The organism is Vicinamibacteria bacterium (assembly GCA_035570235.1).
Lineage (GTDB): Bacteria > Acidobacteriota > Vicinamibacteria > Fen-336 > Fen-336 > DATMML01.
The window spans coordinates 72,145-96,188 of sequence record DATMML010000073.1 but is presented as its reverse complement, the minus strand read 5'-3'; the positions used below and the strand labels follow the sequence as shown (position 1 = coordinate 96,188).

27 protein-coding genes are annotated in these 24,044 nt (G+C 68.3%); 17 read left to right on the top strand and 10 right to left on the bottom strand.

Translation table 11 applies throughout. The features are described 5' to 3' along the window. The first annotated feature begins 4 nt into the window (after positions 1-4). The 10 genes from secY (at position 5) to rplQ (ending at position 6,267) form a co-directional block, all read left to right on the top strand. Entirely contained in the window at positions 5-1,408 is a 1,404-nt protein-coding gene (gene secY, locus VN461_13425; protein HXB55783.1) for a preprotein translocase subunit SecY, read from the top strand. Beyond that, on the top strand, positions 1,395-2,084 hold the full coding sequence (locus VN461_13420) for an adenylate kinase (protein HXB55782.1): 690 nt from the start codon (positions 1,395-1,397) through the stop codon (positions 2,082-2,084). The genes secY and VN461_13420 overlap by 14 nt, the downstream gene beginning before the upstream one ends. Then, the gene (gene map / locus VN461_13415; protein ID HXB55781.1) at positions 2,081-2,866 is read left to right on the top strand and encodes a type I methionyl aminopeptidase; all 786 of its coding nucleotides are present in this window, start codon (positions 2,081-2,083) and stop codon (positions 2,864-2,866) included. Before VN461_13420 ends, map begins: the two co-directional genes overlap by 4 nt. Then, a complete protein-coding gene (gene infA, locus VN461_13410) occupies positions 2,859-3,128 on the top strand; it encodes a translation initiation factor IF-1 (protein HXB55780.1) in 270 nt (89 codons plus the stop codon). The genes map and infA overlap by 8 nt, the downstream gene beginning before the upstream one ends. Beyond that, positions 3,125-3,238 carry a 50S ribosomal protein L36 gene (gene rpmJ, locus VN461_13405; protein HXB55779.1) on the top strand — a complete coding sequence of 38 codons (114 nt, stop codon included), beginning with the start codon at positions 3,125-3,127 and terminating at the stop codon, positions 3,236-3,238. The genes infA and rpmJ overlap by 4 nt, the downstream gene beginning before the upstream one ends. Positions 3,239-3,241: 3 nt before the next feature. After that, entirely contained in the window at positions 3,242-3,622 is a 381-nt protein-coding gene (rpsM, locus tag VN461_13400) for a 30S ribosomal protein S13 (protein HXB55778.1), read from the top strand. 10 nt (positions 3,623-3,632) lie between these two features. Next, entirely contained in the window at positions 3,633-4,025 is a 393-nt protein-coding gene (gene rpsK, locus VN461_13395; protein HXB55777.1) for a 30S ribosomal protein S11, read from the top strand. Between the two features lie 9 nt (positions 4,026-4,034). Then, a complete protein-coding gene (gene rpsD / locus VN461_13390; GenBank protein HXB55776.1) occupies positions 4,035-4,670 on the top strand; it encodes a 30S ribosomal protein S4 in 636 nt (211 codons plus the stop codon). Positions 4,671-4,736: 66 nt separating this feature from the next. Next, complete coding sequence (locus tag VN461_13385; protein HXB55775.1) at positions 4,737-5,732, top strand: DNA-directed RNA polymerase subunit alpha; 996 nt, start codon at positions 4,737-4,739, stop codon at positions 5,730-5,732. Between the two features lie 40 nt (positions 5,733-5,772). Further along, positions 5,773-6,267, top strand: a complete 495-nt coding sequence (gene rplQ, locus VN461_13380) for a 50S ribosomal protein L17 (GenBank protein HXB55774.1) — start codon at positions 5,773-5,775, stop codon at positions 6,265-6,267. Positions 6,268-6,280: 13 nt separating this feature from the next. Here the strand turns inward: rplQ and VN461_13375 are convergent, their stop codons facing one another. Further along, positions 6,281-7,612 carry a TonB family protein gene (locus VN461_13375; protein HXB55773.1) on the bottom strand — a complete coding sequence of 444 codons (1,332 nt, stop codon included), beginning with the start codon at positions 7,610-7,612 and terminating at the stop codon, positions 6,281-6,283. Between the two features lie 40 nt (positions 7,613-7,652). Continuing rightward, the gene (gene fusA / locus VN461_13370; GenBank protein ID HXB55772.1) at positions 7,653-9,752 is read right to left on the bottom strand and encodes an elongation factor G; all 2,100 of its coding nucleotides are present in this window, start codon (positions 9,750-9,752) and stop codon (positions 7,653-7,655) included. A 118-nt stretch (positions 9,753-9,870) separates the two neighbouring features. Between fusA and VN461_13365 the strand changes: the two genes are divergently transcribed. Genes VN461_13365 through VN461_13350 form a run of 4 tightly spaced genes read left to right on the top strand, consistent with a single transcriptional unit; the run spans position 9,871 to position 12,198 of the window. Next, positions 9,871-10,707 carry a hypothetical protein gene (locus VN461_13365; GenBank protein HXB55771.1) on the top strand — a complete coding sequence of 279 codons (837 nt, stop codon included), beginning with the start codon at positions 9,871-9,873 and terminating at the stop codon, positions 10,705-10,707. Beyond that, positions 10,704-11,234: a hypothetical protein gene (locus tag VN461_13360; protein HXB55770.1), complete on the top strand. Its 531-nt coding sequence runs from the start codon at positions 10,704-10,706 to the stop codon at positions 11,232-11,234. Before VN461_13365 ends, VN461_13360 begins: the two co-directional genes overlap by 4 nt. Then, positions 11,231-11,731, top strand: a complete 501-nt coding sequence (locus VN461_13355; GenBank protein HXB55769.1) for a hypothetical protein — start codon at positions 11,231-11,233, stop codon at positions 11,729-11,731. The genes VN461_13360 and VN461_13355 overlap by 4 nt, the downstream gene beginning before the upstream one ends. After that, positions 11,728-12,198: a hypothetical protein gene (locus tag VN461_13350; GenBank protein ID HXB55768.1), complete on the top strand. Its 471-nt coding sequence runs from the start codon at positions 11,728-11,730 to the stop codon at positions 12,196-12,198. The genes VN461_13355 and VN461_13350 overlap by 4 nt, the downstream gene beginning before the upstream one ends. Before the next feature lie 255 nt (positions 12,199-12,453). Here VN461_13350 and VN461_13345 read toward each other — a convergent pair whose 3' ends face one another. Further along, positions 12,454-14,178 carry a hypothetical protein gene (locus VN461_13345; protein HXB55767.1) on the bottom strand — a complete coding sequence of 575 codons (1,725 nt, stop codon included), beginning with the start codon at positions 14,176-14,178 and terminating at the stop codon, positions 12,454-12,456. Positions 14,179-14,623: 445 nt separating this feature from the next. On the opposite strand from VN461_13345, the gene VN461_13340 reads away from it, so the two are divergent. The 3 genes from VN461_13340 to VN461_13330 all read left to right on the top strand — a co-directional run bounded on the left by VN461_13340 (position 14,624) and on the right by VN461_13330 (position 18,150). Continuing rightward, positions 14,624-15,430: a PEGA domain-containing protein gene (locus VN461_13340; GenBank protein HXB55766.1), complete on the top strand. Its 807-nt coding sequence runs from the start codon at positions 14,624-14,626 to the stop codon at positions 15,428-15,430. 142 nt (positions 15,431-15,572) lie between these two features. After that, complete coding sequence (locus VN461_13335) at positions 15,573-17,582, top strand: TonB family protein (GenBank protein HXB55765.1); 2,010 nt, start codon at positions 15,573-15,575, stop codon at positions 17,580-17,582. Positions 17,583-17,616: 34 nt separating this feature from the next. Next, positions 17,617-18,150: a hypothetical protein gene (locus tag VN461_13330; GenBank protein HXB55764.1), complete on the top strand. Its 534-nt coding sequence runs from the start codon at positions 17,617-17,619 to the stop codon at positions 18,148-18,150. Positions 18,151-18,312: 162 nt separating this feature from the next. Here the strand turns inward: VN461_13330 and groL are convergent, their stop codons facing one another. The 7 genes from groL to VN461_13295 form a co-directional block, all read right to left on the bottom strand. After that, a complete protein-coding gene (groL, locus tag VN461_13325) occupies positions 18,313-19,941 on the bottom strand; it encodes a chaperonin GroEL (protein ID HXB55763.1) in 1,629 nt (542 codons plus the stop codon). 134 nt (positions 19,942-20,075) lie between these two features. Then, positions 20,076-20,363, bottom strand: a complete 288-nt coding sequence (gene groES, locus VN461_13320) for a co-chaperone GroES (protein ID HXB55762.1) — start codon at positions 20,361-20,363, stop codon at positions 20,076-20,078. A 141-nt stretch (positions 20,364-20,504) separates the two neighbouring features. Next, positions 20,505-20,672: a helix-turn-helix domain-containing protein gene (locus VN461_13315; GenBank protein ID HXB55761.1), complete on the bottom strand. Its 168-nt coding sequence runs from the start codon at positions 20,670-20,672 to the stop codon at positions 20,505-20,507. 151 nt (positions 20,673-20,823) lie between these two features. Then, entirely contained in the window at positions 20,824-21,708 is an 885-nt protein-coding gene (locus VN461_13310; GenBank protein HXB55760.1) for a phosphoribosylaminoimidazolesuccinocarboxamide synthase, read from the bottom strand. Between the two features lie 172 nt (positions 21,709-21,880). Further along, positions 21,881-23,269 (bottom strand): hypothetical protein, encoded by a 1,389-nt coding sequence (locus tag VN461_13305; GenBank protein ID HXB55759.1) that lies wholly within the window; start codon positions 23,267-23,269, stop codon positions 21,881-21,883. Next, a complete protein-coding gene (locus VN461_13300; protein HXB55758.1) occupies positions 23,266-23,460 on the bottom strand; it encodes a DUF5668 domain-containing protein in 195 nt (64 codons plus the stop codon). The genes VN461_13305 and VN461_13300 overlap by 4 nt, the downstream gene beginning before the upstream one ends. Then, complete coding sequence (locus tag VN461_13295) at positions 23,444-23,986, bottom strand: DUF5668 domain-containing protein (GenBank protein HXB55757.1); 543 nt, start codon at positions 23,984-23,986, stop codon at positions 23,444-23,446. Before VN461_13295 ends, VN461_13300 begins: the two co-directional genes overlap by 17 nt. Positions 23,987-24,044: the final 58 nt, after the last annotated feature.

The window sequence follows — 24,044 nt, the reverse complement described above, 5'->3', positions numbered from 1 at the left end:
AGCGATGCTTCAAAGCCTCAGAAACATCTGGGAGATCCCGGACCTCCGCAAGCGGGTGCTCTTCACCCTGGGGATCCTGGCCGTCTACCGCCTGGGCAACCACATCCCCACCCCGGGGATCAACCCCCAGGCCCTCATCGACTTCTTCGAGCAGAACAAGGCCAACTGGTTCGGGCTGGTGGACATGTTCTCGGGGGGCAACCTGGCCAAGGTCACGGTCTTCGCCCTCGGGATCATGCCCTACATCTCGGCCTCCATCATCCTTCAGCTCCTCACCGTGGTCTGGCCCTACCTGGAGAAGCTGAGCAAGGAAGGGGAGCTAGGCAAGCGCAAGATCACGCAATACACCCGCTACGGAACGGTCGCCCTCTCCATCGTGCAGTCCCTGGGCATCGCCGTGTACCTGGAGCGGATGACCCTCAACAACTCCTTCAAGATCGTCGAGAGCCCCGGCCTGGGCTTCAAGATCATGGCCGTCCTGACCCTCACCACCGGGACCGCCTTCATCATGTGGTTGGGGGAGCAGATCACGGAGCGGGGGATCGGAAACGGGATGAGCTTGATCATCTTCGCGGGGATCGTGGTGGGGTTCCCGCGCGGCCTGATCGACACTTTCACCATGATCGAACGGGGAGAGCTCGGGCTCATCGCTACCCTCGTGCTCGTGGCCATGATGATGGGGGTGGTGGGAGCCATCGTCTTCGTGGAGCGTGGCCAGAGGCGCATCACCGTGCAGTACGCCAAGCGGGTGGTGGGCCGGCGGATGTACGGAGGGCAGTCCACCCACCTCCCCCTGCGCGTCAACACCAGCGGCGTGATCCCTGTGATCTTCGCCTCCTCGATCATCGCCTTCCCCCAGACCATCGCCTCCTTCTTCCAGGCCAACAACCCCTGGATGCAGGCGGTCTCCGAGCAGCTGCATTGGGGAATGCCCCTCTACAACTTGCTCTACGTTTCCTTCATCATCTTCTTCTGCTACTTCTACACCGCGATCGTCTTCAACCCGGACGACGTGGCCGAGAACATGCGGAAGTACGGGGGTTTCATCCCTGGCATCCGGCCCGGCAAGAAAACAGCGGAATACCTGGACCACGTCCTCTCCCGGATCACCTTCGGGGGAGCCCTTTACTTGGCCCTGGTCGCGATTCTTCCCGAGTTCCTGATCACCGGCTTCAAGGTGGCCCCCATCCCCGTGATCGGCCCGCCCCTGGACCTGTTCCTCACCGAGAACGGTCTGGGCTGGATCACGGAGGGCCTCCACCTGAACTTCTACTTCGGCGGGACCTCGCTCCTCATCATCGTGGGGGTGGCCATGGACACAGTGGCCCAAGTCGAAGCCCAGCTCATCATGAGGCACTACGACGGTTTCAGCGGCAAAGGAGGGCGGAGAGTCCGTGGTCGACGCTAGCCCCCGGGCCGCGCCCGCCCCGGGCGTCCGCGTGATCTTCCTCGGCCCCCCCGGGGCCGGGAAGGGGACGCAGGCCGCGCGGATGGCTGCCCATCTCCATGTGCCCCGCATCTCCACCGGGGACATGCTGCGCGAGGCCATCGCACAGGGGACACCCCTGGGCCGGAAGGCGGGGCCCCTCATGGAAAAGGGTGGTCTTGTGCCCGACGACTTGCTCATCGCCCTCATCGGTGAACGGTTGCGTCAGCCGGACTGTGCCCGCGGTTACATCCTGGACGGCTTCCCCCGGACCCTGCCCCAGGCCGAGCGCCTGGCCTCCATGGTGGACGGGCAGGCCACCGCCGACTACATGATCTTCGACGTGGAGGTGCCACGGCCGGAGTTGCTCTTGCGGCTTTCGGGCCGCCGTTGGTGTCCCACCTGCCAGTCCACTTACCACGTGACTTACAACCTGCCCAAGAACGACTCCCTCTGCGACCGCGACGGGACGCCCCTGATCCAGCGCGAGGACGACAAGGAAGTGGCGGTGGCGCGCCGGCTGGCCGAGTACGACGAGCGCACGGCTCCGCTCGTGGACTACTACCGGCAACGATCGCGTCTGCACCGCATCGACGGCGACCGGAACGTGGACCGGGTGTTCGATGACCTCCGGGGGATCTTGGAGGCCCGGTCATGAGCGTCCAGAAGTCCTGGGCCGAGCTGCAGAAGATGCACCGCGCCTGCGGAATCGTGGTCGACACCCTGGATGCGCTGAAGGAGGCGGCGGTGCCCGGCGTGGCCACCAAGGAGCTGGACCGGATCGCCCGGGAGCGGATCGAGAAGGCGGGGGCGCGGCCGGCCTTTCTGGGCTACCGCGGCTATCCGGCCACCCTCTGCATCTCCATCAACGAGGAGGTGGTGCACGGGATCCCGGGACAGCGCAAGCTCCGGGAGGGGGACATCGTGGGCCTCGACCTCGGGTGCGTGGTGGACGGTTTCTTCGGGGATGCGGCGCGTACGGTGGCGGTGGGGAAGATCAGCGATGAAGCCCGCCGCCTCATGAAGGCCACCGAGGAAGCCCTGCACGCAGGGATCACGGTCTGCCGTCAGGGGATGCGGGTGGGGGACATCGGCCACGCGGTGCAGCAGCACGCGGAGGCCCAGGGTTACTCGGTGGTGCGCGAGTTCGTGGGGCACGGGATCGGGACCAGCCTCCACGAGGAACCCCAGGTCCCCAACTACGGTCCGCCCGGGCGCCGGGAGCGGCTGGTGCCCGGGATGTGCCTGGCCATCGAACCCATGGTGAACGCGGGTGGACCCGAGGTGCGGGTCCTGAAGGACGGCTGGACGGCGGTCACCGCGGACCAAAGCCTGTCCGCGCACTTCGAGCTTTCGATCGCCATCACCCGGCACGGGCCCTGGATCCTTTCCGAGCCATACCCGTACGCTTCCGAGGAGACGGAGGCGAGGCATGCCTGAGACGGGGCGGGGCGAGATGGAGGTGAACGCGACGGTGCGGGAAGCCTTACCCAACGCCCTTTACCGGGTCGAGTTGGAGAACGAGGGTCGCGGCCAGGCCCTGGCCCACGTGTCCGGGGGGTCGAGCCTCCTCCGCCTGCTCCCGGGGGACGGGGTGGTGGTGGAGTTGATGCCCTACGACCGGGGTCGCGGCCGCATCGTGCGCCGGCGGGCGTCAGGAGCGGTTGGCGCCCTGGCGGCCAAGGAGAGGGATTCGAAGTGAAAGTAAGGTCGTCGGTCAAGAAGATCTGCGCCAAATGCAAGGTGGTGCGCCGCCGGGGAGTGGTGCGGATCATTTGCAGCAATCAGAAGCACAAGCAGAGGCAGGGGTAAGGAATGGCACGCATCGCAGGCGTCGATCTTCCGCGCCAGAAGCGGGTCGAGGTGGCGCTCACCTACATCTACGGCATCGGGCCGACCCGCAGCAACCGCATCTTGGGCCGGGCGGGGATCGACCGCAACGTCCGGGTGAAGGACCTCTCCGAGGAGGAGGCCAGCCGCATCGCCAAGATCATCGACAGCGAGGGCGGGGTGGAGGGCGACCTCCGCAAGGACGTGGCCATGAACGTGAAGCGGCTGATGGAGATCGGCTCCTACCGGGGCATGCGCCATCGCCGGAACCTGCCCGTGCGCGGCCAGCGCACCCACACCAACGCGCGCACCCGCAAGGGCCCGCGCCGGGCCATGATCCGCCCCAAGGCCGCAGCGAAGGTCTAGGAGACACGAGATGACCAAAGTCGTCGGCGCTAAGAAAGCCAAGAAGGAGAAGAAGCACGTGGTGCACGGTATCGCCCACGTACACGCCTCCTTCAACAACACCCACGTCACCATCACCGATTTGGAAGGCAACGTGGTGACCTGGTCCAGCGCGGGGACGCTGGGCTTCAAGGGTTCGCGCAAGGGGACCCCCTTCGCCGCCCAGCAGGCGGCCGCGGCCTGCGCCACCGCGGCCAAGGACTCGGGGCTGCGGTCCCTGGACATCCGGGTCAAAGGTCCGGGCAGCGGCCGGGAGTCGGCCATCCGCGCCCTGCAGGCGGCGGGGGTGGAGATCAAGTCCATCCGGGACGTGACCCCCATCCCCCACAACGGCTGCCGCCCCCCCAAGCGGCGTCGGGTTTAAGGACGCAATATGGCTCGATACATTGGTTCGGTTTGCCGCCTCTGCCGCCGCGAGGGGATGAAGCTGTTCCTGAAGGGCGACCGGTGCTTCACCGAGAAATGCGCGATCGAGAAGCGCAACTACGCTCCCGGCCAGCATGGCAAGGGGGGCCGCGTGAAGAGCAAGTTGCAGGGTTACGGCCTCCAGCTCCGCGAGAAGCAGAAGACCAAGCGCCTTTACGGGATGCTCGAAGGGCAGTTCTCACTCACCTTCGACCGGGCCGCTCAGGAGAAGGGCGTGGTGGGAGAGACCCTGCTCAGCAAGTTGGAGCGGCGGTTGGACAATGTGGTTTACCGGTTGGGCTTCGGGAGCTCGCGGGCCCAGGCCCGGCAGCTCGTGCGCCATGGGCACGTGCGCATCAACGAGAAGAAGCTGAACGTGCCCTCGTTCCAGGTGCGGGTGGGCGACGTGGTGGCCCTAGCCCCGCGGGCGGCCAAGAACGGGCTGGTGGCCGCGTCGGTGGAGGCGGTCAAGGGCCGGGGCGTCCCTAAGTGGTTGGAGTTGGACGCCGCCGGGATGAAGGGGAAGGTCCTGTCGATGCCCGCACGGGACGACGTGAACTTCCCGATCCAGGAGCAGCTCATCGTCGAGCTGTACTCGAAGTAAGAACCGCGGCCCGGGGAAGCGGGCGAACCGCCCGCGGTCATCCGGGCCATGGAGGACTCTCAGAAAATGCTGTGGAAAGGGTTCCAGAAGCCGAAGCGCCTCGAGGTCGAGCGGGAGAGCCTGACCGACCATTACGGACGCTTTTTCGCGCAGCCCTTCGAGCGGGGCTTTGCCACCACCGTAGGGAACGCCCTGCGGCGGGTGCTGCTCTCGAGCATCGAAGGGGCGGCCATTACCGCGGTGCGGGTGGAGGGCGTGCTGCACGAGTTCTCCCCCATCCCCGGGGCCATGGAGGACACGACCGACCTCATCCTCAACCTCAAGCGGGTGCCCCTGAAGATGCACGTGGAGCACCCCAAGAGCCTCATTCTCAAGACCTCGGAGGCAGGGGAGATCCGGGCCAAGCACATCACACCCGACCCCGACGTCGAGATCTTGGACCCCGAGGCCTACATCGCGACCCTTGGCCAGGGCTCGACCCTCTCCGTGGAGATGCGGGTCAAGCAGGGCCGGGGCTACGTTTCCGCGGACAAGAATTTTGACGAGGACCTCTCCATCGGCTGGATTCCCGTCGACTCCGTGCATTCGCCGATCAAGAAGGTCAACTACTTCGTGGACGCGGCGCGCGTGGGCCAAGCCACCGATTACGAGAAGCTCACCCTCGAGGTCTGGTCGAACGGTGCCGTCACCCCACGCGACGCCGTGGGCTTGGCCGCCAAGCTGATGAAGGACCACCTGACCATCTTCATCAACCTTGAGGAGGACGAAGAAGAAGTGGAGGGCACGCCGGTGGAGCTCTCCGAGCAGGACCGCGAGGTCTGGTGGGAGAAACTCAACAAGAGCGTGGACGAGATGGAGCTCTCCGTCCGCTCTTACAACTGCCTCAAGAACGCCAACATCCGCACCATCGGGGAGCTGGTTCAGAAGACGGAGAGCGAAATGCTCAAGACCAAGAACTTCGGCCGGAAATCCCTGAACGAGATCAAGGAGATCCTGGCCGGCATGGGGCTCTCCCTGGGCATGAGGCTCGACAACTACCCCCAGCCCCAACAGGAGCGCTAGGCCAGGTCGGCACGACCAAAAGCAGCGAGCGCCGGAAACTATGAGACATCGAGTCGCGCACCGTAAGCTGGGACGGGTCACACCCCACCGGATCGCCCTCCTGCGCAACATGGCATCCGCCCTTTTCGAGCGGGAGCGGATCCGCACCACCCTGATGAAGGCCAAGGAGCTTCGGCCTTACGCGGAGCGCCTGATCACCCTGGCCAAGCGGGAGGACGACCGGCTGCACGCCCGCCGGCTCGTCTCCCGGGACATCCAGGACCCGGGAGTAGTCAAGAAGCTCTTCGACAGCCTAGGCGCTCGCTACGCCACCCGGCCCGGGGGCTACACGCGCATCCTTCGGCTCGGTCCCCGCAAGGGAGACGGGGCGGAGATGGCGATCCTGGAGCTGCTGGGCTCGGAATATCAGCCCAAGAAGAAGGACGAGAAGGGCAAAGCCAAGGAGGCGGCGCCCCCCAAGGCCAAGGGCGAGAGCAAACCCAAGAGCGACAAGAAGGCCAAGGGCAAGCCCAAAGAGGGCGCGGCCGCGGAGTAGAGGCGGCCCCGACCTACTCCGGTCGCACCGCGGCGGAGGCGGCGTCCCGGCTGTAGGTGAAGACGGCCAACAGGTGCAGGCGCATGGCACTGGTCCGCCGGAACACCCAAGAGGCCGCGGTCTGCTCCGCCGACGGCTTCAGGATATCGGGACCGGTCACGCTCTGCACGGTCGTGATCCCGGCGGCATTGACGGCAAAGCGGACCTCCACCGTGTCCGAGGCCCCCGCCATCCGAGCCAAGGGGGGCGGCGACGGCCGCCGGCCCTTGGCGAGATCGGGCACCCCTTCGGACAAGACGACGTCCCGGATGGCGGAGACGCCTGACTCCGTGACGGGGGCGGGGGTGGCGGCCCCGGGAGGCGTATCGGGAGGGGGCGCGGTCATCGTCTCTGTGGACGGGGAACCGGCCGCGGGAGACGGTCGGGGGACGGGGCTGGGCTCGGGGGCGGGCGCGGCCGGGGATGGCCCTGGGCTCGGTCCGGCCGTGGGCGCCGCCTTGGCCGCCGCGCCTGCCTCGCCGCTGGTCACCGGGGCGGGGCTCGGAGCGGGGCTGGCCAGGGGCCCGGCCGCCCCCGCCGCGGGCGCGGCCGCAACCTCCCCGGGCACGGCCGCGCTCGCGGGCGGCGCCGCCGGGGGGGACGCTTGGCCGGGGGGCAGTGACTCGCTGCGGCGGAGGCCGGTGAGGCGGAGGTCCACTCGGGGTGGGTTGCCCTTGCTCCCGGCTACGAAGTCAGCCTCCACGCGGAACGAGACGATGGCGTTCGTGCCGTCGGTCGCGAAGCGCCAGGTGCGCAGGGCTTGCTCCAGGGCTGCCGACCAGGGCATGGTGCCCGTCACCACTTGAGCGTCGGCCACTTGGCCATCCGCATCCAGCGTCAACTCGGCGGTCACGGAGGCCGACTCGTGGGCGTCGGGGGGGAAGACCGGACTTGCCCCCTGCCGCAGCTCAGGGATGCCGGCTTGCCGCTTGATCTCCGGCAGCTTCACGAGAAAGCTGATGGGGACGGTTAGGCGGACGCTCACCGGCTTTCCATTCATTTTGATGACTTCGTACTCCCACTGACGGGCCGCGGTGACCGCCGCCTCATCGAAGGGAGGCACGCTCCGGATCACCTGGACCGCGGCCACCTTTCCCGCGGTGTCGATCACCAGCTCCAGGATCACGATCCCCCCGACGCCGCGGGCCTGGGCTTCGGCCGGGTACTCGGGCTTTACGGTCTTGGTCCGCTTGGGGATGGGCACGCCGCCGCTCCCCGCCTGCACGGGGGCATCCTGGGAGGCGGCCGGAGCGGCGGCGGCGAGGAGACCCCAGAGGAGGACCGCTCCTGGCTGGACACGCATCATGCTTCCACTCTAGCGCATTTGGGCCCCCGCCGGACAAGAGTCATTCCTCCTCCTTTACCTCTCCCCGCTCCGCCCGGGCTGCGGCCACGATCTTTTCCTGCAGGTGCCCGGGCACCTCGTCGTAGTGTCCCATCTCCATGTGGTAGGAGCCGCGGCCCCCGGTCATCGACGTGAGCTCGGCGTCGTAGGAAAGCATCTCCGACATGGGCACTTCGGCGCGGATGACCTGGAGGCTTCCCTTGGGCTCCATTCCCTGGGGCCGGCCACGGCGGCTGGAGAGGTCGCCCATCACCGCTCCCGCGAACTCCTCGGGGACCGCGATCTCCACCTTCATGATGGGCTCCAGGAGCGTCGGTCGGCTTTTAGCCACCGCGTCCTTGAAGGCGAGGGAGCCAGCGATCTTGAACGACATCTCCGAAGAGTCCACGTCGTGGTACTGGCCGTCATACAGCTCCACCTGGAAGTCCACCATGGGGTAGCCGGCCACGAAGCCACGCAGCCGCGCTTCCTGGATGCCCTTCTCCACCGCGGGGATGAAGTTCTTGGGGATCGATCCCCCGAAGATGTCGTCCACGAATTTGAAATCCTCGCCCCGGGAGAGGGGCTTCATGCGGATCTTGCAGTCCCCGAACTGCCCGTGCCCGCCCGTCTGCTTCTTGTGGCGGCCGTGGCCCTCCGCCGGTGCCTTGATTGTCTCGCGGTACGGGATCTTGGGCTTCTTGAGGTTGACCTCGACCTTGTAGCGCTTGCGAAGCTTGCCGACCACCACTTCTATATGGAGCTGGCCCATCCCCGAGAGCCGCATCTCGTGGGTTTGGGGATCGCGGGTGAGGCGGAGCACCCGGTCCTCCTCCATGAGCCGCTGGAGGGCGGCCGAGATCTTGTCCTCATCCCCCCGGGTCTTGGGCTCGATGGCGAAGGTGGTTGCAGGCTCCGGGAAGACGAGGGGAGGATAATTGATGGGGCTGGCCTTGTCGCAGAGAGTGTCGCCGGTCTGGGTCTCCTTGAGCTTGGCCACCGCCCCCAAGTCTCCGGCTTGGATCTCCGGGACGGGGGTCTGGTTTTTGCCCTGCAGCAACTCGAGAGCTCCCACCCGCTCGCTCGCATCGCGGGAGGCGTTGTGGACGTTGCTGTCGGATCTCAGGGTTCCGGAGTAGACACGGAATAGGCTGAGTCGGCCGGCATGGGGATCCGCGATGGTCTTGAACACGAACGCGGAAAAGGGCGCATCCGCGGCCGGCTTGCGTGCGGTCTCCGTCTTGCGCACGGGATCCGTACCCTCGACCTCACCCCGCTCCGCGGGGGAGGGCAGGAGGTCCACAATCGCGTCCAGGATCGGCTGCAGGCCCACGTTGCGGAGTGAGGATGCGGGGAGGACGGGAAAGATGCGGCCGGCCAGGACCGCCTGGCGCAGGCCCCGCACGAGGTCGGCTTGGGGCAGGGTGCCCTTCTCGAAGAACGCTTCCATGAGTTCCTCGTTGCTCTCTGCCACCATCTCCACGAGTCGGTCCCGCTGAGCCCCCTCCATCTCCCGGAACTCTGGGGGCACCTCCACGGCCTGGAACTTCCCGCTCTGGTCGTCGTTGTACACGTCGGACTTCTCGGTGAGGAGGTCGGTCACGCCCACGAAGCCCTTCTCCTCGCCCAGGGGGATGACCACGGGCACCGCTCCCCGGCCGAAGGCCCGCTCCAGGGACTGAAGCGTCCGGGCATAGGAGGCGCGGTCCCGGTCCATGCGGTTGACCACGATCAGGCGGGGGATCCCATACTCCTCCGCGTAAGCCCAGACCTTCTCCGTTTGAACCTCCACCCCCGCCACCGAATCCACCACCACCAGGGCAGCGTCCGCCACCCGCAGCGCCGCCTGCGCCTCGGCCAGGAAGTTCGCGTATCCGGGCGCGTCGAGGAGGTTGATCTTGGTCTTCCGCCACTCCCCCCAGGCGAGGGCGGTCTGGAGGCTGATCTTGCGCTCGATCTCATCGGGATCGAAGTCGGTGGGCGCCGTTCCGTCGTCCACGCGGCCCAAACGGTTCACCGCCCCCATGTCGAAGAGCATGGCTGAGGCCAACGAGGTCTTGCCGCATCCGCCATGACCGACGAGCGCTATGTTGCGGATGTTGGGGGCGTCGTAGACCTTCATGCCTCTCCTCCCTGGCCCGGGATGCTCCCGTGAGGGCCCCCGGAGCGCGGGGCCGGATCATACCACTGCGCCCCCCGGCCGCCGGAAGCCCGCGCGGGCCGGGTCTATAATCAGGATCGTGGCCTGGTTTCCATCCCTCCGGCTGGTGGCCTTCGACGCGGCGTCGGTGGCGGGGGCCCGGCTTGTGCGGGGCCTGCGTGGTCCCCGGCTGCGCTCCCTGGAGATAGTGCCCCTACCCCCCGGGGCGCTCCTCGTTTCCGCCTTCACCTCCAACCTGGCCCGGCCGGCCGAGGTGTCGGCGGCGCTCGTCCGTCTCCGGGAGGCCTTGGGTCCGGGTGGGGTGACGCTCATCCTCCCTGACGGCCTCGCCCGGGTCCTCCTCTTGGAAGCGCCGAAGGGGGCCGACCCGCACGAATACGCACGCTTCCGGCTCGGGCCGGCCCTCCCCTATCCCGTGGGGGAGGCCGCGGTCGACCTCCTACCCCTGGATGGACGGCGGCTGCTGGCGGCCGCGGTGCGCCGGGACGTGGTGGCGGGCTACGAGGCCGCGGCTGCCGCCGCCGGCCTTAAGACCGACCGCGTCGACCTCGCGCCTTTGGTCGCCCTCGCCGGCCTCCTGCGGCAACCGCGTCCGGCCCGGACGGTGGAGATCGTGCTCGGGGACGCCGCCCTCTCCCTGGCCGCCTTTGAGGGTGGCAGGCTCAGCGCTTTCCGCAGTCGGCGGCGCGACCCCGGGCCGGGGGAAGCGGAGCGGGTGTGCGAGGAGGCTGCCCGCACCGCGCCTTCGGGCGCGGGGGATCCGCCCTGCCTCCGGGTCACGGGGGTGGGGGCGCGGAGCTTCCGGGATGACCTCGCCGGGGCCGGGCAAGCGGTGGAACTGGCGGCGGTGCTGCCGGGGGTGGGCTCGCCGCCGGAGGCGGCGGAGCGCCCATGGTTGGGAGCGGCCCTGGCATGAGTCAGGGACGCGACTTCTCTGGCCACCCCCGACGGGCGGGCCTGTCCTTTTGGGACGCGGGGCTCTTGGCGGCGGCGGTCGCGGTGTTTGCCCTCTCCGGATACGCGGCCGGTCGCGCGCAGTCCGCGGTCGAGATCGCGCGCAGCCGGCTCGAGGAGGCGCGGCGCGACAGCGAGGGGGCCCGCGACCGGCTGCGTGCCCTCGAGTCGCGTTCGGGAAGGGAAGAGGGTCTGGCCTCCCGCGTCCTCCTCACCACAGAGGCGCCTCCCCCCCGGGTGGTTGCCGACCTTGCCGCGCTTGTGCCGCCGGACGTGCGGCTGGACGGAGTGGGGCTCGCCTACGGCCGGGGGGTCGAGCTGGAGCTGCAGGTGGTTGCCCGCCGGGCCCAGGCCTACGACCTCTTCCTAAAGCGGCTGACCGAGTCGCCCCGGATCTCCGCGGTGTCGCCGGGGACCGAGAACCGAGACGGCGAGGTGCGGGCCTCGGTACGCGCCACCTACAGGCCGCCGGGGAGCCTCCGCGAGTGAGGACGAGCGCGCGCGTGCTCGCCGCACTCCTTTTGCTGGGGGCGGGCCTACTCTACGCGGGGGTCACTCTTCCCGCCCACCGGGTGGCGGCGGATACCGAGGCCGCGGTGGGGCGGGCGCGCGCCGAGCGTCCCGGCCTGCATGCCCGCCTCGCCGCGCAGCAGCGGCAGGCGGCGGCGGAGGACAAGGCGACCGCGGCCGTGGCCGCCGCCACCAGCGGTCCTGGTGACCCCGTGGTGCGGCTGCGCCGCTCGGTGGTGGCATCACTGGAGGGGGCCCCGGTTTCCGGGGCGCGGTTGGCTGTCACCGCGGGGCGTCCCCCGGTGGGGGCCCGGGTCCAGGTCTCCGCGGATGGCCGCTACGCGGAGATCCTGCGCCTCGTTGGTCACCTCGTCCGGCCCGGCACAGGCCTGGTCCTGGAGAATGTTCGGCTGAGGCCGGGTTCGGCCGGCCTCTCCCTGGATCTCATCGCTTTCAGCCTGACGGAGCGGCCGTGACGGCCATGGCCCGCGGGGTGCGGCTCCTGGCCGCGGCCGGGGGCCTGGTCCTGTTGCTCGTGGTCTTGAGTCGTGGTTCGGGGCCGGTGGGGCTTCCTTCCCCATCCCCGCCCCCCGTCCCCTCCCTGGAAGCGAGCCCCTCCGCCCCGGACCCCGAGGAGGCCGGCCCGGCCGCCAGTCGTGACATTTTTCGTTACGCCGACCAGCCCGCCCCCCCGAGCCCCCACCGGCCGGTCGCCGCTGCCCGGTCGCCAACCCCGGTCCCTGCCGAAGCTGCCCTGCGGCTGGTCGGCATTCTGCACCAGGGCGGGGCCTTGCAGGCCGTACTCGCGCTCTCCGGCGAGGTGACCCTGGCCAGGATCGGCGAGCGCGTGGGAGGACACGAGGTCCTTTCGATCGACGAGGAGTCCGGCGTTCGCCTCCGCAACCCCGAGGGTCGGGAACTGACGCTCCTGCTGCCCCCTTGAGTGTTCGCACGGACACGCTCGCGTCCGCGTCCGGCCACGAGGGCGCTCCGCTCTGGCGGCAACTCCTTGCCCGACAAGGCCCGGAAGCCTGGCACGCCCCTCGCCATCTACCCGGCGGGAGGCGGGCCATGGAAGTCGGGGTTGAGCTGCTGTCAGGGGTGGTGGGCTGCGCGTTGGCGGCCGCCCTCACCTGGGCCGTCATGGAGGGCATCTTCGCCCTCACCTTCGGTCGCTGGCGGTGAAGCCCCCCTGCCTCTAGGGCAGCGTCGAGTCCACGGCCCCCCTCCCTCCGGTGGCCTCGAGATAGTAGGGCCCGAAACGGCTGCGGATGCGGGCCAGGGCCTGTAGACGGTCGGCCGTGGCGGGAGCGACATCGTCGGCCACCAGGATGAAGGCATGCCGGAGGAGTCGGGGAGCGTGGAGGGCGTCCGGGACGCGCGGGCCCAGGGCCGCGATCATGTCTTCGATTCGGACGTCCCGCCGGGTGCCGGTGAAACTGATGCCCGCTTCCGGCGCGGACGAGAACTTGAAGGACCGGTTGGGACGAAAGTTGTCGGGCTCGTCGACGTAGAAGACGGGCGGCACCTCCTCGGGCAGTCGCATCCCCATCACATACTGGTCCAGCGCGCTGTACCCTCGGGTGATGTCCACTGTCTCGAAATGGCCCCCCCCGCGGTCCGCGATCCGGTTTCCCTCTAACACCGAGGCATCGGAGTTCATGAAGAAGCTCCAGTGGACGAGGCCCCGGCCCAGGAGCGCGTTGCTCAGGGACCCGCGGCCATCCCGGAATTGGACCCGGGCCAGCCAGCGATGCCCGACCTCATGACCCAGGATCTCGAAGCCGTCCACCTCCAGGTACTGGTCGATGGAGTCCATGAAGACCACGCTGGCCAGGCCACCCGCGCTGCCCCACTGCCCCGTCTCGTCCAGGCCTGTTTCCAGACCGATGCCCTGGATGTCGTTCCTGACGTTCAGCTCGAACGCGAGCGTGCCCGCTACGGGATTGAGCGGGCGGGTGGTGTACATGACGATTTGCTCGAAGACGTCGGGGTGGCGGGCGAAGAAACGGCGACTCACGGAGACGAGGTCCAACTTCTCGGTCTCGCTGAAGCGCTCCGCCAGCGCCCCGGTGCTCCCGGCCGGATGTCCGACGGAGAGGTCGGCCGGGGTCACATCCCGCGTCGAGCCGGGAGACACTCCCACCACGGCCTCGCGGCTCTGCATCTCGCCGTAGACCATCTCCAGGACCCCTCCCGCGTGGAGGGTGATCTCGAAGGTGTTGTGGTTGATCTGTCCCCCTCCTGGTACTCCCGTCCAGAGGATGACGGCGCGGTCGGCAAGCACTTGGGCGGCGATCGTGCCGCCCCGGGAGGGGTCCAGGTCGGCGAGGAAAGCCGCGGCCCGGGGCGGCCCGGCCAGGAACCGGGCCAGACCCTGCTCGCCTTCCCCGGTATCGGGCGCTCCGAAGGTCAAGCTGCCGTCGGCGTTCACGAAGACTTGGGTGAATGTTGTGCCGAAGAATGGGAAGGGAAAGGGAAGGCCCACGGCGGCCGACCCGCCGGTGACGATGCTCAGGGGCGTCCCCCCTGAATCCAGGGGGAGGCTCAGGCGGACCACGTCGTAGCCGCCCCCGCGGTTGGGCGCAAAGCGCAGAGATGCGGCGTCGAGATCAAACGGGTTGCGCCGCACGACCAGGTCCCCGCGGTCCAGAAGCAGAGCCACGTTATTGACATCGCGGTCCAAAGCCCCGGCCGCGCTCGTGCTGGGTGGGCTGGTCTGCTGCCAGTAGCGGTGGAGCACGGCGAGGTTACGGGCCCCTTGGACCTCGGTGCCGCAGGGCAGAGCCGCGGTGGGCAGGGGCGCGGCAGGGCCGGGTGGGCTGGGAGACGGGGAACAGGCCGCGGCGCCCAGGGCGAGGGCAAGGGCGAGACGTCGCGCGGGGCGACTATTCGGAGTCGGCGCCCTCGACGTACCGTTCACGCTTCCTGCCGAGTCCGCCAAGCGTCGGGGGGCTCTCGTCGCTCCACGCGCCTTTGCCTCCGGCCCTCCTGGCCGGAGGGCCTCTCATGTGAACCAGTCAGGATTCCACGGTACCACGAACCGACGTCGGCTCGGTCGTAGTCGCCTTGGGCAGCCTCTGCTTGTCGCAATCGGCGGGGTCGCGTTCGTCTAAGCGCTCGACGAGGATAAGAAGATCGACGGTCGTTGGCCCGTCCCGAGAGGCCTGGGGCCGCGCTGGGTCAGGCAGTGAGCATAATTCATTGATAGGAAGGGTCTTTTGGCCTGGCCAATAAAACCACTTGCCACCCCCCAAACTTCCCGCTACCGTGGAAGGTGCACGCCCGGGTTCCGTCCGGTCCCAGGGGGGCCCGCGGGAGCGACCGCGGAGGGTACGCCCGAAGCCCGGGGGAGTGCGGAGGGGTCGATGACCCGACATTTGGCAGTCGCGGTGGCCTTGGCTCTGGTAAGTCAACCGGCCTTGGCCAAGGACTCGCACGGCGGGGGCGGTGGCCACAGCGGGGGTGGCAGCCACGGTGGGGGAGGTGGCCACAGCGGGGGAAGCGGCCACAGTCAAAGTGGGGGTTCTTCTAGTTCCCATTCCTTCTCCCACGGCGGGCACTCCTCGGCCTCCACAAGTTCTGCGATCGGCCACTCTAGCGGCCACCGCTCGGAGTGGGCACAATCGCGGTCAGGCCTCGGCCTGGCCGAGCGGCGTCACCCTCCGGCCGGCACGGGAAGAGGCCGGTATCCTTACCGCTACCCGTACAACCGCGGATACTACGGCGGGTACTACGGCTCCCCCTTCTATGGGTCCCTGTACTTCGGGTGGCCTTACTACTACGACACCTTCTACGACCCCTTCTATTACGGCGTCTCCGGCTCCGGCTACTACGCTCCCTACTCTGACTTGGGTTACCGCTCCGAGGATCCCCGCCCGGAGATGACGGACGACGGCAGCCTTGATCGCCGGCGGTACGACGACCGGGAACGTGAGCCAGCCGCAGAAGACCCCGACTCCGGTGAGCTTCGAATGAGGGCCTGGCCCCGCGATGCGACCGTCTACGTGGACGGCCAGTTCCAGGGCACGGCCCGCGACGTCACGCTCCTCCATCTTAGCCCCGGCCACCACACGATCGAGGTCGTGCGGCCCGGCTTCCGCCCCCAGGAGCGGGAGGTGGAGATCGAGAAGGGTGAGACCCGCCAGCTGGCGGTGACTCTGCAGCGCCCCTAGAACCTGCCCACCGCGGCGGGCTCGCCTCCCGCAGCCCCGCCCGCGGCCACACGTGGGCCCGGGGAGACCCTGCGTTGACGGGTCTCTACGCCGCGTGCTAAATTTTCGAACCACCCGAGCTCGCGAAGGCGAGCTCAAGTCCATGGCCAAGAGGGAAAGGTTCGGGAAGCTCGTCCTCCTCGAGGAGACCGACAGCACCGGTCTGGGTCCCGAGTACCGTGCGGCCAAGCTGGGCCCGGCGGGCCTTGAAAAGCTTGTCACCATTCTTCGCCTCAAGCCCGCCATCTCCGGGAACGCGGAGACGGCGCGGAGTCTGATGGACCAGGCGAAGTTGGCCGCCCAGCTCCAGAACCCCAACATCCTCAGGATCTTCGGCATCGGGAAGGTAGACCAGACCTACTACATCTCCTACGAGTTCATCGAGGGCAAGAACTTGCGGGCCATCCTGGAGCGTTGTCGACAGGAGGCCTTCCCCTTCTCGGTGGAGCACGCTCTCCTGATCGCGAGCAAAGTCTGCTCGGCGCTGGAGGGGGCCCAGGCCCGCCGACTGGAGTCCGGCGACCGATACTTTCACGGCCTCCTGAACCCCGGGTGCATCCTCGTGTCCTACGAGGGAGAGGTCCGGGTCAAAGGTTTCGGCTACTGGCCGAGCCGCCTCCGCGATGCCCTCCCGGAGGAGACCCTGGCCTACCTCGCCCCCGAGCAGGCAGCGGGGGGGGCCGGGGATGGCTGTTCGGACGTCTATTCGCTGGGGGCCGTGCTCTTTGAGATGCTCACCGGACAATCCCCGGCGGGCGCGGACTTGGCCGCTCGCATCCCGGTCGCCAAGCTCCAAAGCCCAGCGGGGGAGGACGACTCCCTGAGCCCGCCCCTAGTCGAGATCCTACAGAAGGCCCTGGGTGCGGAGCCGTCCACGCGTTACTCCGAGGTGCAGGAGATGAGGAAGGCCATCGACGCCCTCCTCTTCTCGGGCGACTTCACCCCCACCACATTCAACCTCGCCTTCTTCATGCACTCGCTCTATCGGGACGACATCGAGCAGGAGGCCAAGGCGGTCAAGGAGGACCGGGAGGCCAGCTACCACGAATTCGTGGCCGAGGAGGCCAAGCCCCAAGCCCGACCCCTCACGCCCGAGCCGTCCCCGGCCCGGACGGAGAGCGTGGAGGCCAAGGCGCCGGCCCCGCCGCGGGCGGAAGCCAACCTGCACCCGGAGCCCGTCACCGCTCCTCCGCCCGCCGCGCCCGCTCCCCTCGAGGTCAGTCCCGGGCATAGCCCCAAGGAGGCGGCAGCGGGCTTCACGTTCCACAAGGGAGCGAGTCGCAGCCAGACGCCCCTCCTCGTGGGCGCGGCCGCCATCCTCCTGATCGCGGGCGTCGGTTACTACTTCCTATCCCACACGACCCCCCCGCCCCCCGTCCAGGCTCCCCCCACGCTCAGCGCGGAGGCGGTGGCGGCCGAGAAACGTGTGAAGGAGCTGGAGGATAAGCTAGCGGGCATCGAGGCGGAGAGGGTCGCGGCCGAGGGCAAGGCGGCGGAGGAGGCGAAAAAGAAGTTGGAGGCCCAGGCCAAGGCGCGCGGCCAGGCCGTGGACCCCACCGCCCTCCAGCAGGTGCAGGACGACGCGCGGAAGCAGGCCAAGGCCGAACAGGAAGCCAAACAGCGGGAGGAGCTCCGGAATCTGGCCGAGCAGAGGAAGGCCGAGGAAGCGCGCCTGGCCGAAGAGCGGCGCAAGGCGGAGGAGCTGGCCCGGGCGGAGCAGGTGCGCGCCGCCGAGCAGGCACCGCCGCCGTCGGCCCCCGCCGCGACCCCGGAGCCCACGCCCGCGCCGCCCGCCCCCATCCGCCCGGGGACCCTCGTAAACCTCAGCGATTCCGGAGTGATCGCGCCGGTGGCGGAGAAGAGCCCGCCCCTCCAATACCCGCCCATCGCCCTCCGACAGCGCGTGGAGGGCACCGTCGAGCTGAACGTCTTCGTGGACGAGCGGGGGAACGTGAGCGACGCTCAGGTCGTCCAGGCCGCGGGCGGAAAGGCGGGACTGAACGAGGCCGCGGTCGAGAACGTCAAACGGCGACACTACCGCCCCGCCACCAAGGACGGCGTCCCCGTGAAGGTGTGGATGTCGGTCCGGGTCAGGTTCGAGCTTCCCAAGTAGCCGGGATCGGTTCCCGGGCCGGCAAAGGGTGAGCATGCGCGCTCCAGGGGACCGACGTCGGGGGGGGGCCCTGCCCCTGGTCCTAGTGCTCGCCCTAGCGGGCGGGGCCCTGGCCCAAGGCCCTTCGCCGGAGGAGGCCCGACGCGCCCCCCTCGTCGGTCTGACCGGCGTGCGGTTGGTGGTGGAGCCTCCAGATGCTCAGGCCCAGAAAGCCGGCATCACGGCCGAGACCATCCGGGCCGCGGTCGAGGGACGCCTGCGGCAGGGAGGGATTCCGTTGGTCGACGACCCGAAGGGCCGGCTGAGCCCGCCCGGGTTTCCCTCTTTGCACGTGGGCGTAAAGGTCGAGCCCTTGAAGCCGGGCGGCCAGGTCTACGGCACCACCTTGAACCTCCGGCAGGCCGCCTCCCTGGTCCGCAAACCCGCGATCATCGTCAACGCCTCCACCTGGCATGCGGGCAGCGTGGGCAGGGGTGGACCCCAGCTGATGCTGGAGGCGCTGGGCCGGCATTGCGACGAGTTCATCCGGGACTACCAGGGTGCAAACGGGGGCGAGAACAAGAAGTGAGGGGCGGCCGGCCCGCGCTCTCCTGCGGCCTTGGCCTTCGGCGCGAGGTGAGGCGCCTCCTCCCCAAAGAAGAGGGGGTGCGGCTTCGCACCCCCTCTGCGTCCGCTGCCCGGGGTGGGCGTAACGCCCTCCCTTCGCAGCTTGTTTGTTTACTAGCGACCCTTAGTACATTCCGCCGCCGTGGGGCATGCCGCCGCCGCCCGGGGCCTTGTCTTCCTTCTCCTCCGGGATCTCGGAGATGAGAGCCTCGGTGGTGAGCAGGAGGGAAGCGATGGACGCCGCGTTCTGCAGCGCGGACCGGACGACCTTGGTGGGATCGATGACGCCCGCCTCGACGAGGTTCTCGTAGTCCTCGGTCAGGGCGTTGAAGCCCTCTTCCGCCTTCAGGTCCCGGACCTTGGCCACCACGACCGCGCCCTCGAAGCCGGCGTTGCCCGCGATCTGGCGGAGGGGCTCCTCGAGCGAGCGGCGGATGATGTTGACGCCCACCGCCTCGTCGCCGTCGGCCTTGATGGCCTCGACCGCCTTCACGGAGCGGAGCAGGGCCACGCCACCGCCGGGCACGATGCCTTCCTCGACCGCGGCCTTGGTGGCGTGCATGGCGTCCTCCACCCGGGCCTTCTTCTCCTTCATCTCCGTCTCGGTGGCCGCTCCTACCTTGATGACCGCCACTCCACCGACCAGCTTGGCCAGACGCTCCTGCAGCTTTTCCCGGTCGTAGTCGGAGGTGGTCTCGTCGATCTGGGTGCGGATCTGCTTGACCCGGCCCTCGATGTCCTTGGGCTTGCCCCCACCCTCGACGATGGTGGTGTTGTCCTTGTCGATGGTGATCTTCTTGGCGCGGCCGAGGTCATCCAGCTTGACGTTCTCGAGCTTGATGCCGAGGTCCTCGGTGATGGCCTTGCCCCCGGTGAGGATGGCGATGTCTTCCAGCATGGCCTTGCGCCGGTCCCCGTAGCCCGGGGCCTTGACCGCGGCCACGTGCAGGGTGCCGCGGAGCTTGTTGACCACCAGGGTGGCCAGGGCCTCGCCCTCGATGTCCTCCGCGATGATGACCAGGGGCTTGCCGAGCTTGGCCACATGCTCGAGCACGGGCAGGAGGTCCTTCATGTTCGAGATCTTCTTCTCGTGGATGAGCACGAGGGCGCTCTCCAGAACCGCCTCCATGCGCTCGGGGTCGGTCACGAAGTAGGGGGAGAGGTAGCCGCGGTCGAACTGCATTCCCTCCACCACCTCCAGCGAGGTCTCGAGGGTCTTGGCCTCTTCGACCGTGATCACGCCGTCCTTACCCACCTTCTCCATGGCCTCGGCGATGATCCCGCCGATCGTGTGATCGTTGTTGGCGGAGATGGTGCCTACCTGGGCGATCATCTTGCCCTTGACCGGCTTGCTCAGCTTCTTCAACTCCTCCACCACCACGCCCACCGCGGTCTCGATCCCGCGCTTCAAGGCCATGGGGTTGGCTCCCGCGGTCACGTTCTTCGAACCCTCGCGGTAGATGGCCTGGGCGAGGACGGTAGCGGTGGTGGTGCCGTCGCCGGCCACGTCGCTGGTCTTGCTCGCGACCTCGCGCACCATCTGCGCACCCATGTTCTCGAGCGGGTCCTTGAGGTCGATCTCCTTGGCCACCGTGACCCCGTCCTTGGTGATGACGGGGGAGCCGAACTTCTTGTCGAGGACGACATTGCGGCCCTTGGGGCCGAGAGTGACCTTGACCGCGTCCGCGAGTCGGTTGACACCGCGAAGGATCGCCTGTCGCGACTCATCGCCGTATGTAATCTGTTTCGCCATGTAACGGAATCTCCTATGTCTTGACTGTCTAGCCTAACCGCGTCGCCCAAGGGCGCCGGTCTCGCAAACCACGCACCCTGAGCCGGACTCAATTCCGCGGGCGCGCGGGGATAAGAAAGAGATGGGACCCTCCGCTACCCGAGGCGGGCCAGAACCTCGTCCTCCCGGAGGATGAGCACTTCCTCCCCGTCGATCTTGATGTCCGTGCCCGAGTACTTCCCGAAAAGAATCTTGTCGCCGACCTTCACGTCCAGGGCAATCTTGGTGCCGTTCTCCAGGATCTTTCCGTTGCCGACGGCGAGCACCTCGCCCTCCTGCGGCTTCTCCTTGGCGGTGTCGGGAATGATGATCCCACCCTTGACCGTCTCCTTCTCTTCAATACGGCGCACCAGCAGTCGGTCGTGAAGCGGTTGCACTTTCAGGTTCATGCGTATGTCTCCTCTCTAGAACTATTTGGGGGGAGGAATTGGCACTCACCCCCGACGATCGCCAGTATAGATCTCGCTCTGGCGCTCTGTCAAGGTGAGTGCTAGGGGCCCCCGGGAGGGGCCCGGGGCGCTCAGCTAGAGGAGCTTGTACTCCTCGATCTTCTTGCCCAGCGTGTTCCGGTGGATCCGCAGATCCTTGGCCGCCCGCGAGAGATTGCCCCGATGACGTTGAAGAACCCGGGCGATGAATCTCTTCTCGAATTCCCGGCGCGCGTCAACGAACAGAATACCTTTATCGATCATTTCCGAGACAAGTGATTCCAATAGCTGCTTCACCGGATACTGCTCCTTCTTTCTCGGCCCCGAAACCTCGGGCCCGAGGACCATCGATCGCAGCCAAGCTGCGGAAGACCCCGAAGATGCCCCCGCTTCACCGGAGGCGCCGTGACCTTCATCACCGCAGACTCTCCTCGGGGCGAGTCAGTCGCTGCCAAGCCTCCAGGTAGGTGTCGCGAGTGCGCGCCACCACTTGCGGTGGTAGCTCAGGTCCCGGCGGTGTCTTGTCCCAGCCCGCCGCGTCGAGATAGTCGCGCACGAACTGCTTGTCGAAGCTGGGCTGGGATCGACCCGGCGTGTAGCCGGCCTTGGGCCAGAAGCGCGAGGAGTCGGGCGTCAGGGCCTCGTCGATCCAGACCAGGGCCCCGTCGCGCAGGCCGAACTCGAACTTGGTGTCGGCCAGCAAGATGCCCCGCGCCTCGGCGTGCACGCACGCTCGCCGGTAGAGGGCGAGGCTCGCCTCCCGCGCCTCCCGCGCCCGTGCCGCACCGACGATGCTCTCCATGACCGCAAACGAGATGTTCTCGTCGTGTCCGGTCTGGGCCTTGGTGGCGGGGGTGAAGATGGGCGGATCCAGCCGCTCCGACTCTTTGAGGCCGGCGGGCAAAGGTATTCCGCAGACCGCGCCCGTGGATCGATAGTCCTTCCAACCCGAGCCCGTGAGGTAGCCTCGGACGACACACTCCACGGGCAAGGGCTCGGTCTTCAGCACCAGCATGGACCGCCCCTCGAGCTGCTGGCGGTAGGGGGCGAGCTCCGCGCCGTAGCCCTCAACCTCCGCCGTGAGCACGTGGTGCCCGACCACGTCCCCAAGGAGACGAAACCAGAAGAGCGAGAGCTGGGTCAGCACCACGCCCTTGCCGGGAATACCGGTGGGGAGGACGACGTCGAAGGCGCTCAAGCGGTCGGTGGCCACCATCAGGAGACGGTCCCCGAGATCGTAGACATCGCGGACCTTCCCGCGTCGCCACAAGGGGAGGGACGGAATCCGGGTTTCGAGCAGCGGGGTGTCGCCGAGTTTGAGAGGGAGGTTGGCTGCCACGCGGATGCCCCCCGCTACAGTCCCACGAGGGTGTGGTCTTGCGGAGACCCGGGAGTCTACCGGAAGGGGCGACCGCGACGCAAGAAAGAAAGCGCGGTGCGACGGCGGGCCAATTTTCGTCGCCGGTTCGCGGTCAGGGACCCTGGGCGGCGCTGACCCGCGCGGTCAGGCTCAGGTCCCCGCCCTCGGCCGCGAGCCGGACCGTGCTGCCGCCCCCCGCCAGCCTTCCCGTCAGGCTCCCGGCCGCGGCGTGGGTCGTGGTGAACCCGGGCACGTCCACCTGGATTTCTCCGCGGTGGGTACGGGCCTCCAGATCGAAGCGGCTGCCCGCGGGGACCTCCAAGTGGATGCCGCCATGCCGCGTGCTGGCGGAGATGGGATCGACGAGGGGACCCTGGGGGATGAGGTGCACGCTGGCCCGGTCCGCCTCGACGGCCAGCGGCCCCCGGAAGCCCTCGAGGTCGACGTCGTCGCCGGAGGCCTTGACGCGCGCCCCCTTCTGGAGATCTCGACCTTGTAGACCGCCGTGCTCGACCGTGACCTCGGCCGGGCCGCCAATATCCACGAGCTCGACGCCCCCGAAGCTCGCTTGCGCCCAGAGCGCTCCTTTGACCCCGGTCGCCTTCACCCTGCCATGCTCGGCCCTGACGCGAGCATCGCCCCCCACGTGGGTGAGGGTGACTCCCTCAAACGAGGTCTGCACCGATGCCCCGCCGCTCACGTCCGAGACCGTGACCCCCGTGTGCTCGCCTTTGACCTCGAGGTCGCCGCCAACCCCTTCCACCGACAGATCGCCGTGGGCCACGGTGGCGTGGAGGCCGCCCAGCCGCGACCCGGAGGCTTTCCCGTGCTGGAGGTCCAGGGTCACCCGGCCCTCGACGTCCTCCAACTCCACGTCCCCGAAGCGGGCGTTGAGGTCGAGGGTCCCCTTTACCCCGGAGACGTGCACGTCCCCGTGGCGGTTCTTGAGACTGACGGGTCCCGCGATTTGCGCCACCTCGAGGGTATCGAAGGAACTTTCCACCTCCGCCCGGGCCACCTCCCGGACAACCACTCCCCCGTGCTCATTGCGCACGCCCACCGGGGTGTCTGGCGGCACCTCGATGTCGAAGCTAGTCTCGAAGCCCACGTCGTCGCGTCGCTCCAGCTCGTTGCGGTTGGTGAAGAGCCGGAGGACGGGACCCTCCCGCTCCGCCCTCAGGACAATGCGGGCCGCAAACGCGCGGGCGCGCTCTTCGCTCTCGAGGTAGACGGTCTTCGTGAGCACGACTTCGACTCTACCCGGAGTCCCCGCTCTTAGGCGCACCGCGCCGAAGGCGTTGACCACTTCGACCCGCGTCCCCGCTGGGGTCTCGTGGTGGCTCGGCTCCTCGAAGCGGAAGGACTTGCCGTAGAACTTGCCCCCGAGGACGCGGCAGCCGGCGGGGCCGATGTCGATGTGGCGGCGTAGGGTGTAGGTGGTCTCGAACGCGGCCCCCAGGCCCAGGATGAGGGCCAGAAGGCCGATCTTGCGCGCGCTCACTCCGCCCCCTTTCCCCGGACCGCCATCGCGACCAGCTCCACCACGCCCCACACCACGAGGGCGAGCGGCCACCAGGTGCGGAGGGTAGTCAGAAGCTCGATCCGGCCCAGGTTGGAGAGCGTCCAGAGAACGCCCACCGCCACGAGAAGGAGGCCGAGGACCAGCCCTTCGGCCCTAAAGCCGCCCGCCACTGCTTCCTTCTCCTTCTTTGCCTTTTCGGATCGACGCGTAGATGAAGAGAACACCGGCCGCGATCAGGAGGAGCGGCCAGAACCGCTGGAGCGAGATGAGGTCCAGCCAGCCCAGGTTGTTGGCCAGGAGCAGGAGGCCGCCTAGCACCAGTGAGGCGCCCCAAGCCGGGGACTCCCGGCCCGTCTCTTCGACCTCGGTTGTGCCCCCGGCGTGCCGGTCGTTAATGAGGGTCGCGGTACGGAATGCGTCGACCAGGTTGTAGAGGTAGACGAAAGGGATCAGGAACGCGAACGGGAACGGGTTGACGGCGGCGGTCCCGTAGATGCTCCCCACCCAGGCGAAGAAGAAGGCGACGGCCTTGGCGGGCTGGCCGTTGTAGATCTGGCCGAGGCCAGGGAAGAGGGAGAGGAAGAGGGCCAAGCCGGGGCTTTTGGGTGGCCTCGCGTACGGAACGGGGGAGGGCAGGGGCGTCGCGGGGGCGCCGGGCGGGGAGGCGTACTTCGGATCGGTGAGGTCACTGCTCATCGAGTGCTCCTTAATGTCGGCCGGGGAACCGCGTCGCGCCCCCCCTGTGGCCGTCCTT

Coding starts and splice junctions, on each gene's coding strand:
- secY (HXB55783.1), top strand. CDS start 5: ATGCTTCAAAGCCTCAGAAACATCTGGGAGATCCCGGACCTCCGCAAG.
- map (HXB55781.1), top strand. CDS start 2,081: ATGAGCGTCCAGAAGTCCTGGGCCGAGCTGCAGAAGATGCACCGCGCC.
- infA (HXB55780.1), top strand. CDS start 2,859: ATGCCTGAGACGGGGCGGGGCGAGATGGAGGTGAACGCGACGGTGCGG.
- rpsM (HXB55778.1), top strand. CDS start 3,242: ATGGCACGCATCGCAGGCGTCGATCTTCCGCGCCAGAAGCGGGTCGAG.
- rpsK (HXB55777.1), top strand. CDS start 3,633: ATGACCAAAGTCGTCGGCGCTAAGAAAGCCAAGAAGGAGAAGAAGCAC.
- rpsD (HXB55776.1), top strand. CDS start 4,035: ATGGCTCGATACATTGGTTCGGTTTGCCGCCTCTGCCGCCGCGAGGGG.
- VN461_13385 (HXB55775.1), top strand. CDS start 4,737: ATGCTGTGGAAAGGGTTCCAGAAGCCGAAGCGCCTCGAGGTCGAGCGG.
- rplQ (HXB55774.1), top strand. CDS start 5,773: ATGAGACATCGAGTCGCGCACCGTAAGCTGGGACGGGTCACACCCCAC.
- VN461_13375 (HXB55773.1), bottom strand. CDS start 7,612: ATGATGCGTGTCCAGCCAGGAGCGGTCCTCCTCTGGGGTCTCCTCGCC.
- fusA (HXB55772.1), bottom strand. CDS start 9,752: ATGAAGGTCTACGACGCCCCCAACATCCGCAACATAGCGCTCGTCGGT.
- VN461_13360 (HXB55770.1), top strand. CDS start 10,704: ATGAGTCAGGGACGCGACTTCTCTGGCCACCCCCGACGGGCGGGCCTG.
- VN461_13340 (HXB55766.1), top strand. CDS start 14,624: ATGACCCGACATTTGGCAGTCGCGGTGGCCTTGGCTCTGGTAAGTCAA.
- VN461_13335 (HXB55765.1), top strand. CDS start 15,573: ATGGCCAAGAGGGAAAGGTTCGGGAAGCTCGTCCTCCTCGAGGAGACC.
- VN461_13330 (HXB55764.1), top strand. CDS start 17,617: ATGCGCGCTCCAGGGGACCGACGTCGGGGGGGGGCCCTGCCCCTGGTC.
- groL (HXB55763.1), bottom strand. CDS start 19,941: ATGGCGAAACAGATTACATACGGCGATGAGTCGCGACAGGCGATCCTT.
- VN461_13315 (HXB55761.1), bottom strand. CDS start 20,672: ATGATCGATAAAGGTATTCTGTTCGTTGACGCGCGCCGGGAATTCGAG.
- VN461_13295 (HXB55757.1), bottom strand. CDS start 23,986: ATGAGCAGTGACCTCACCGATCCGAAGTACGCCTCCCCGCCCGGCGCC.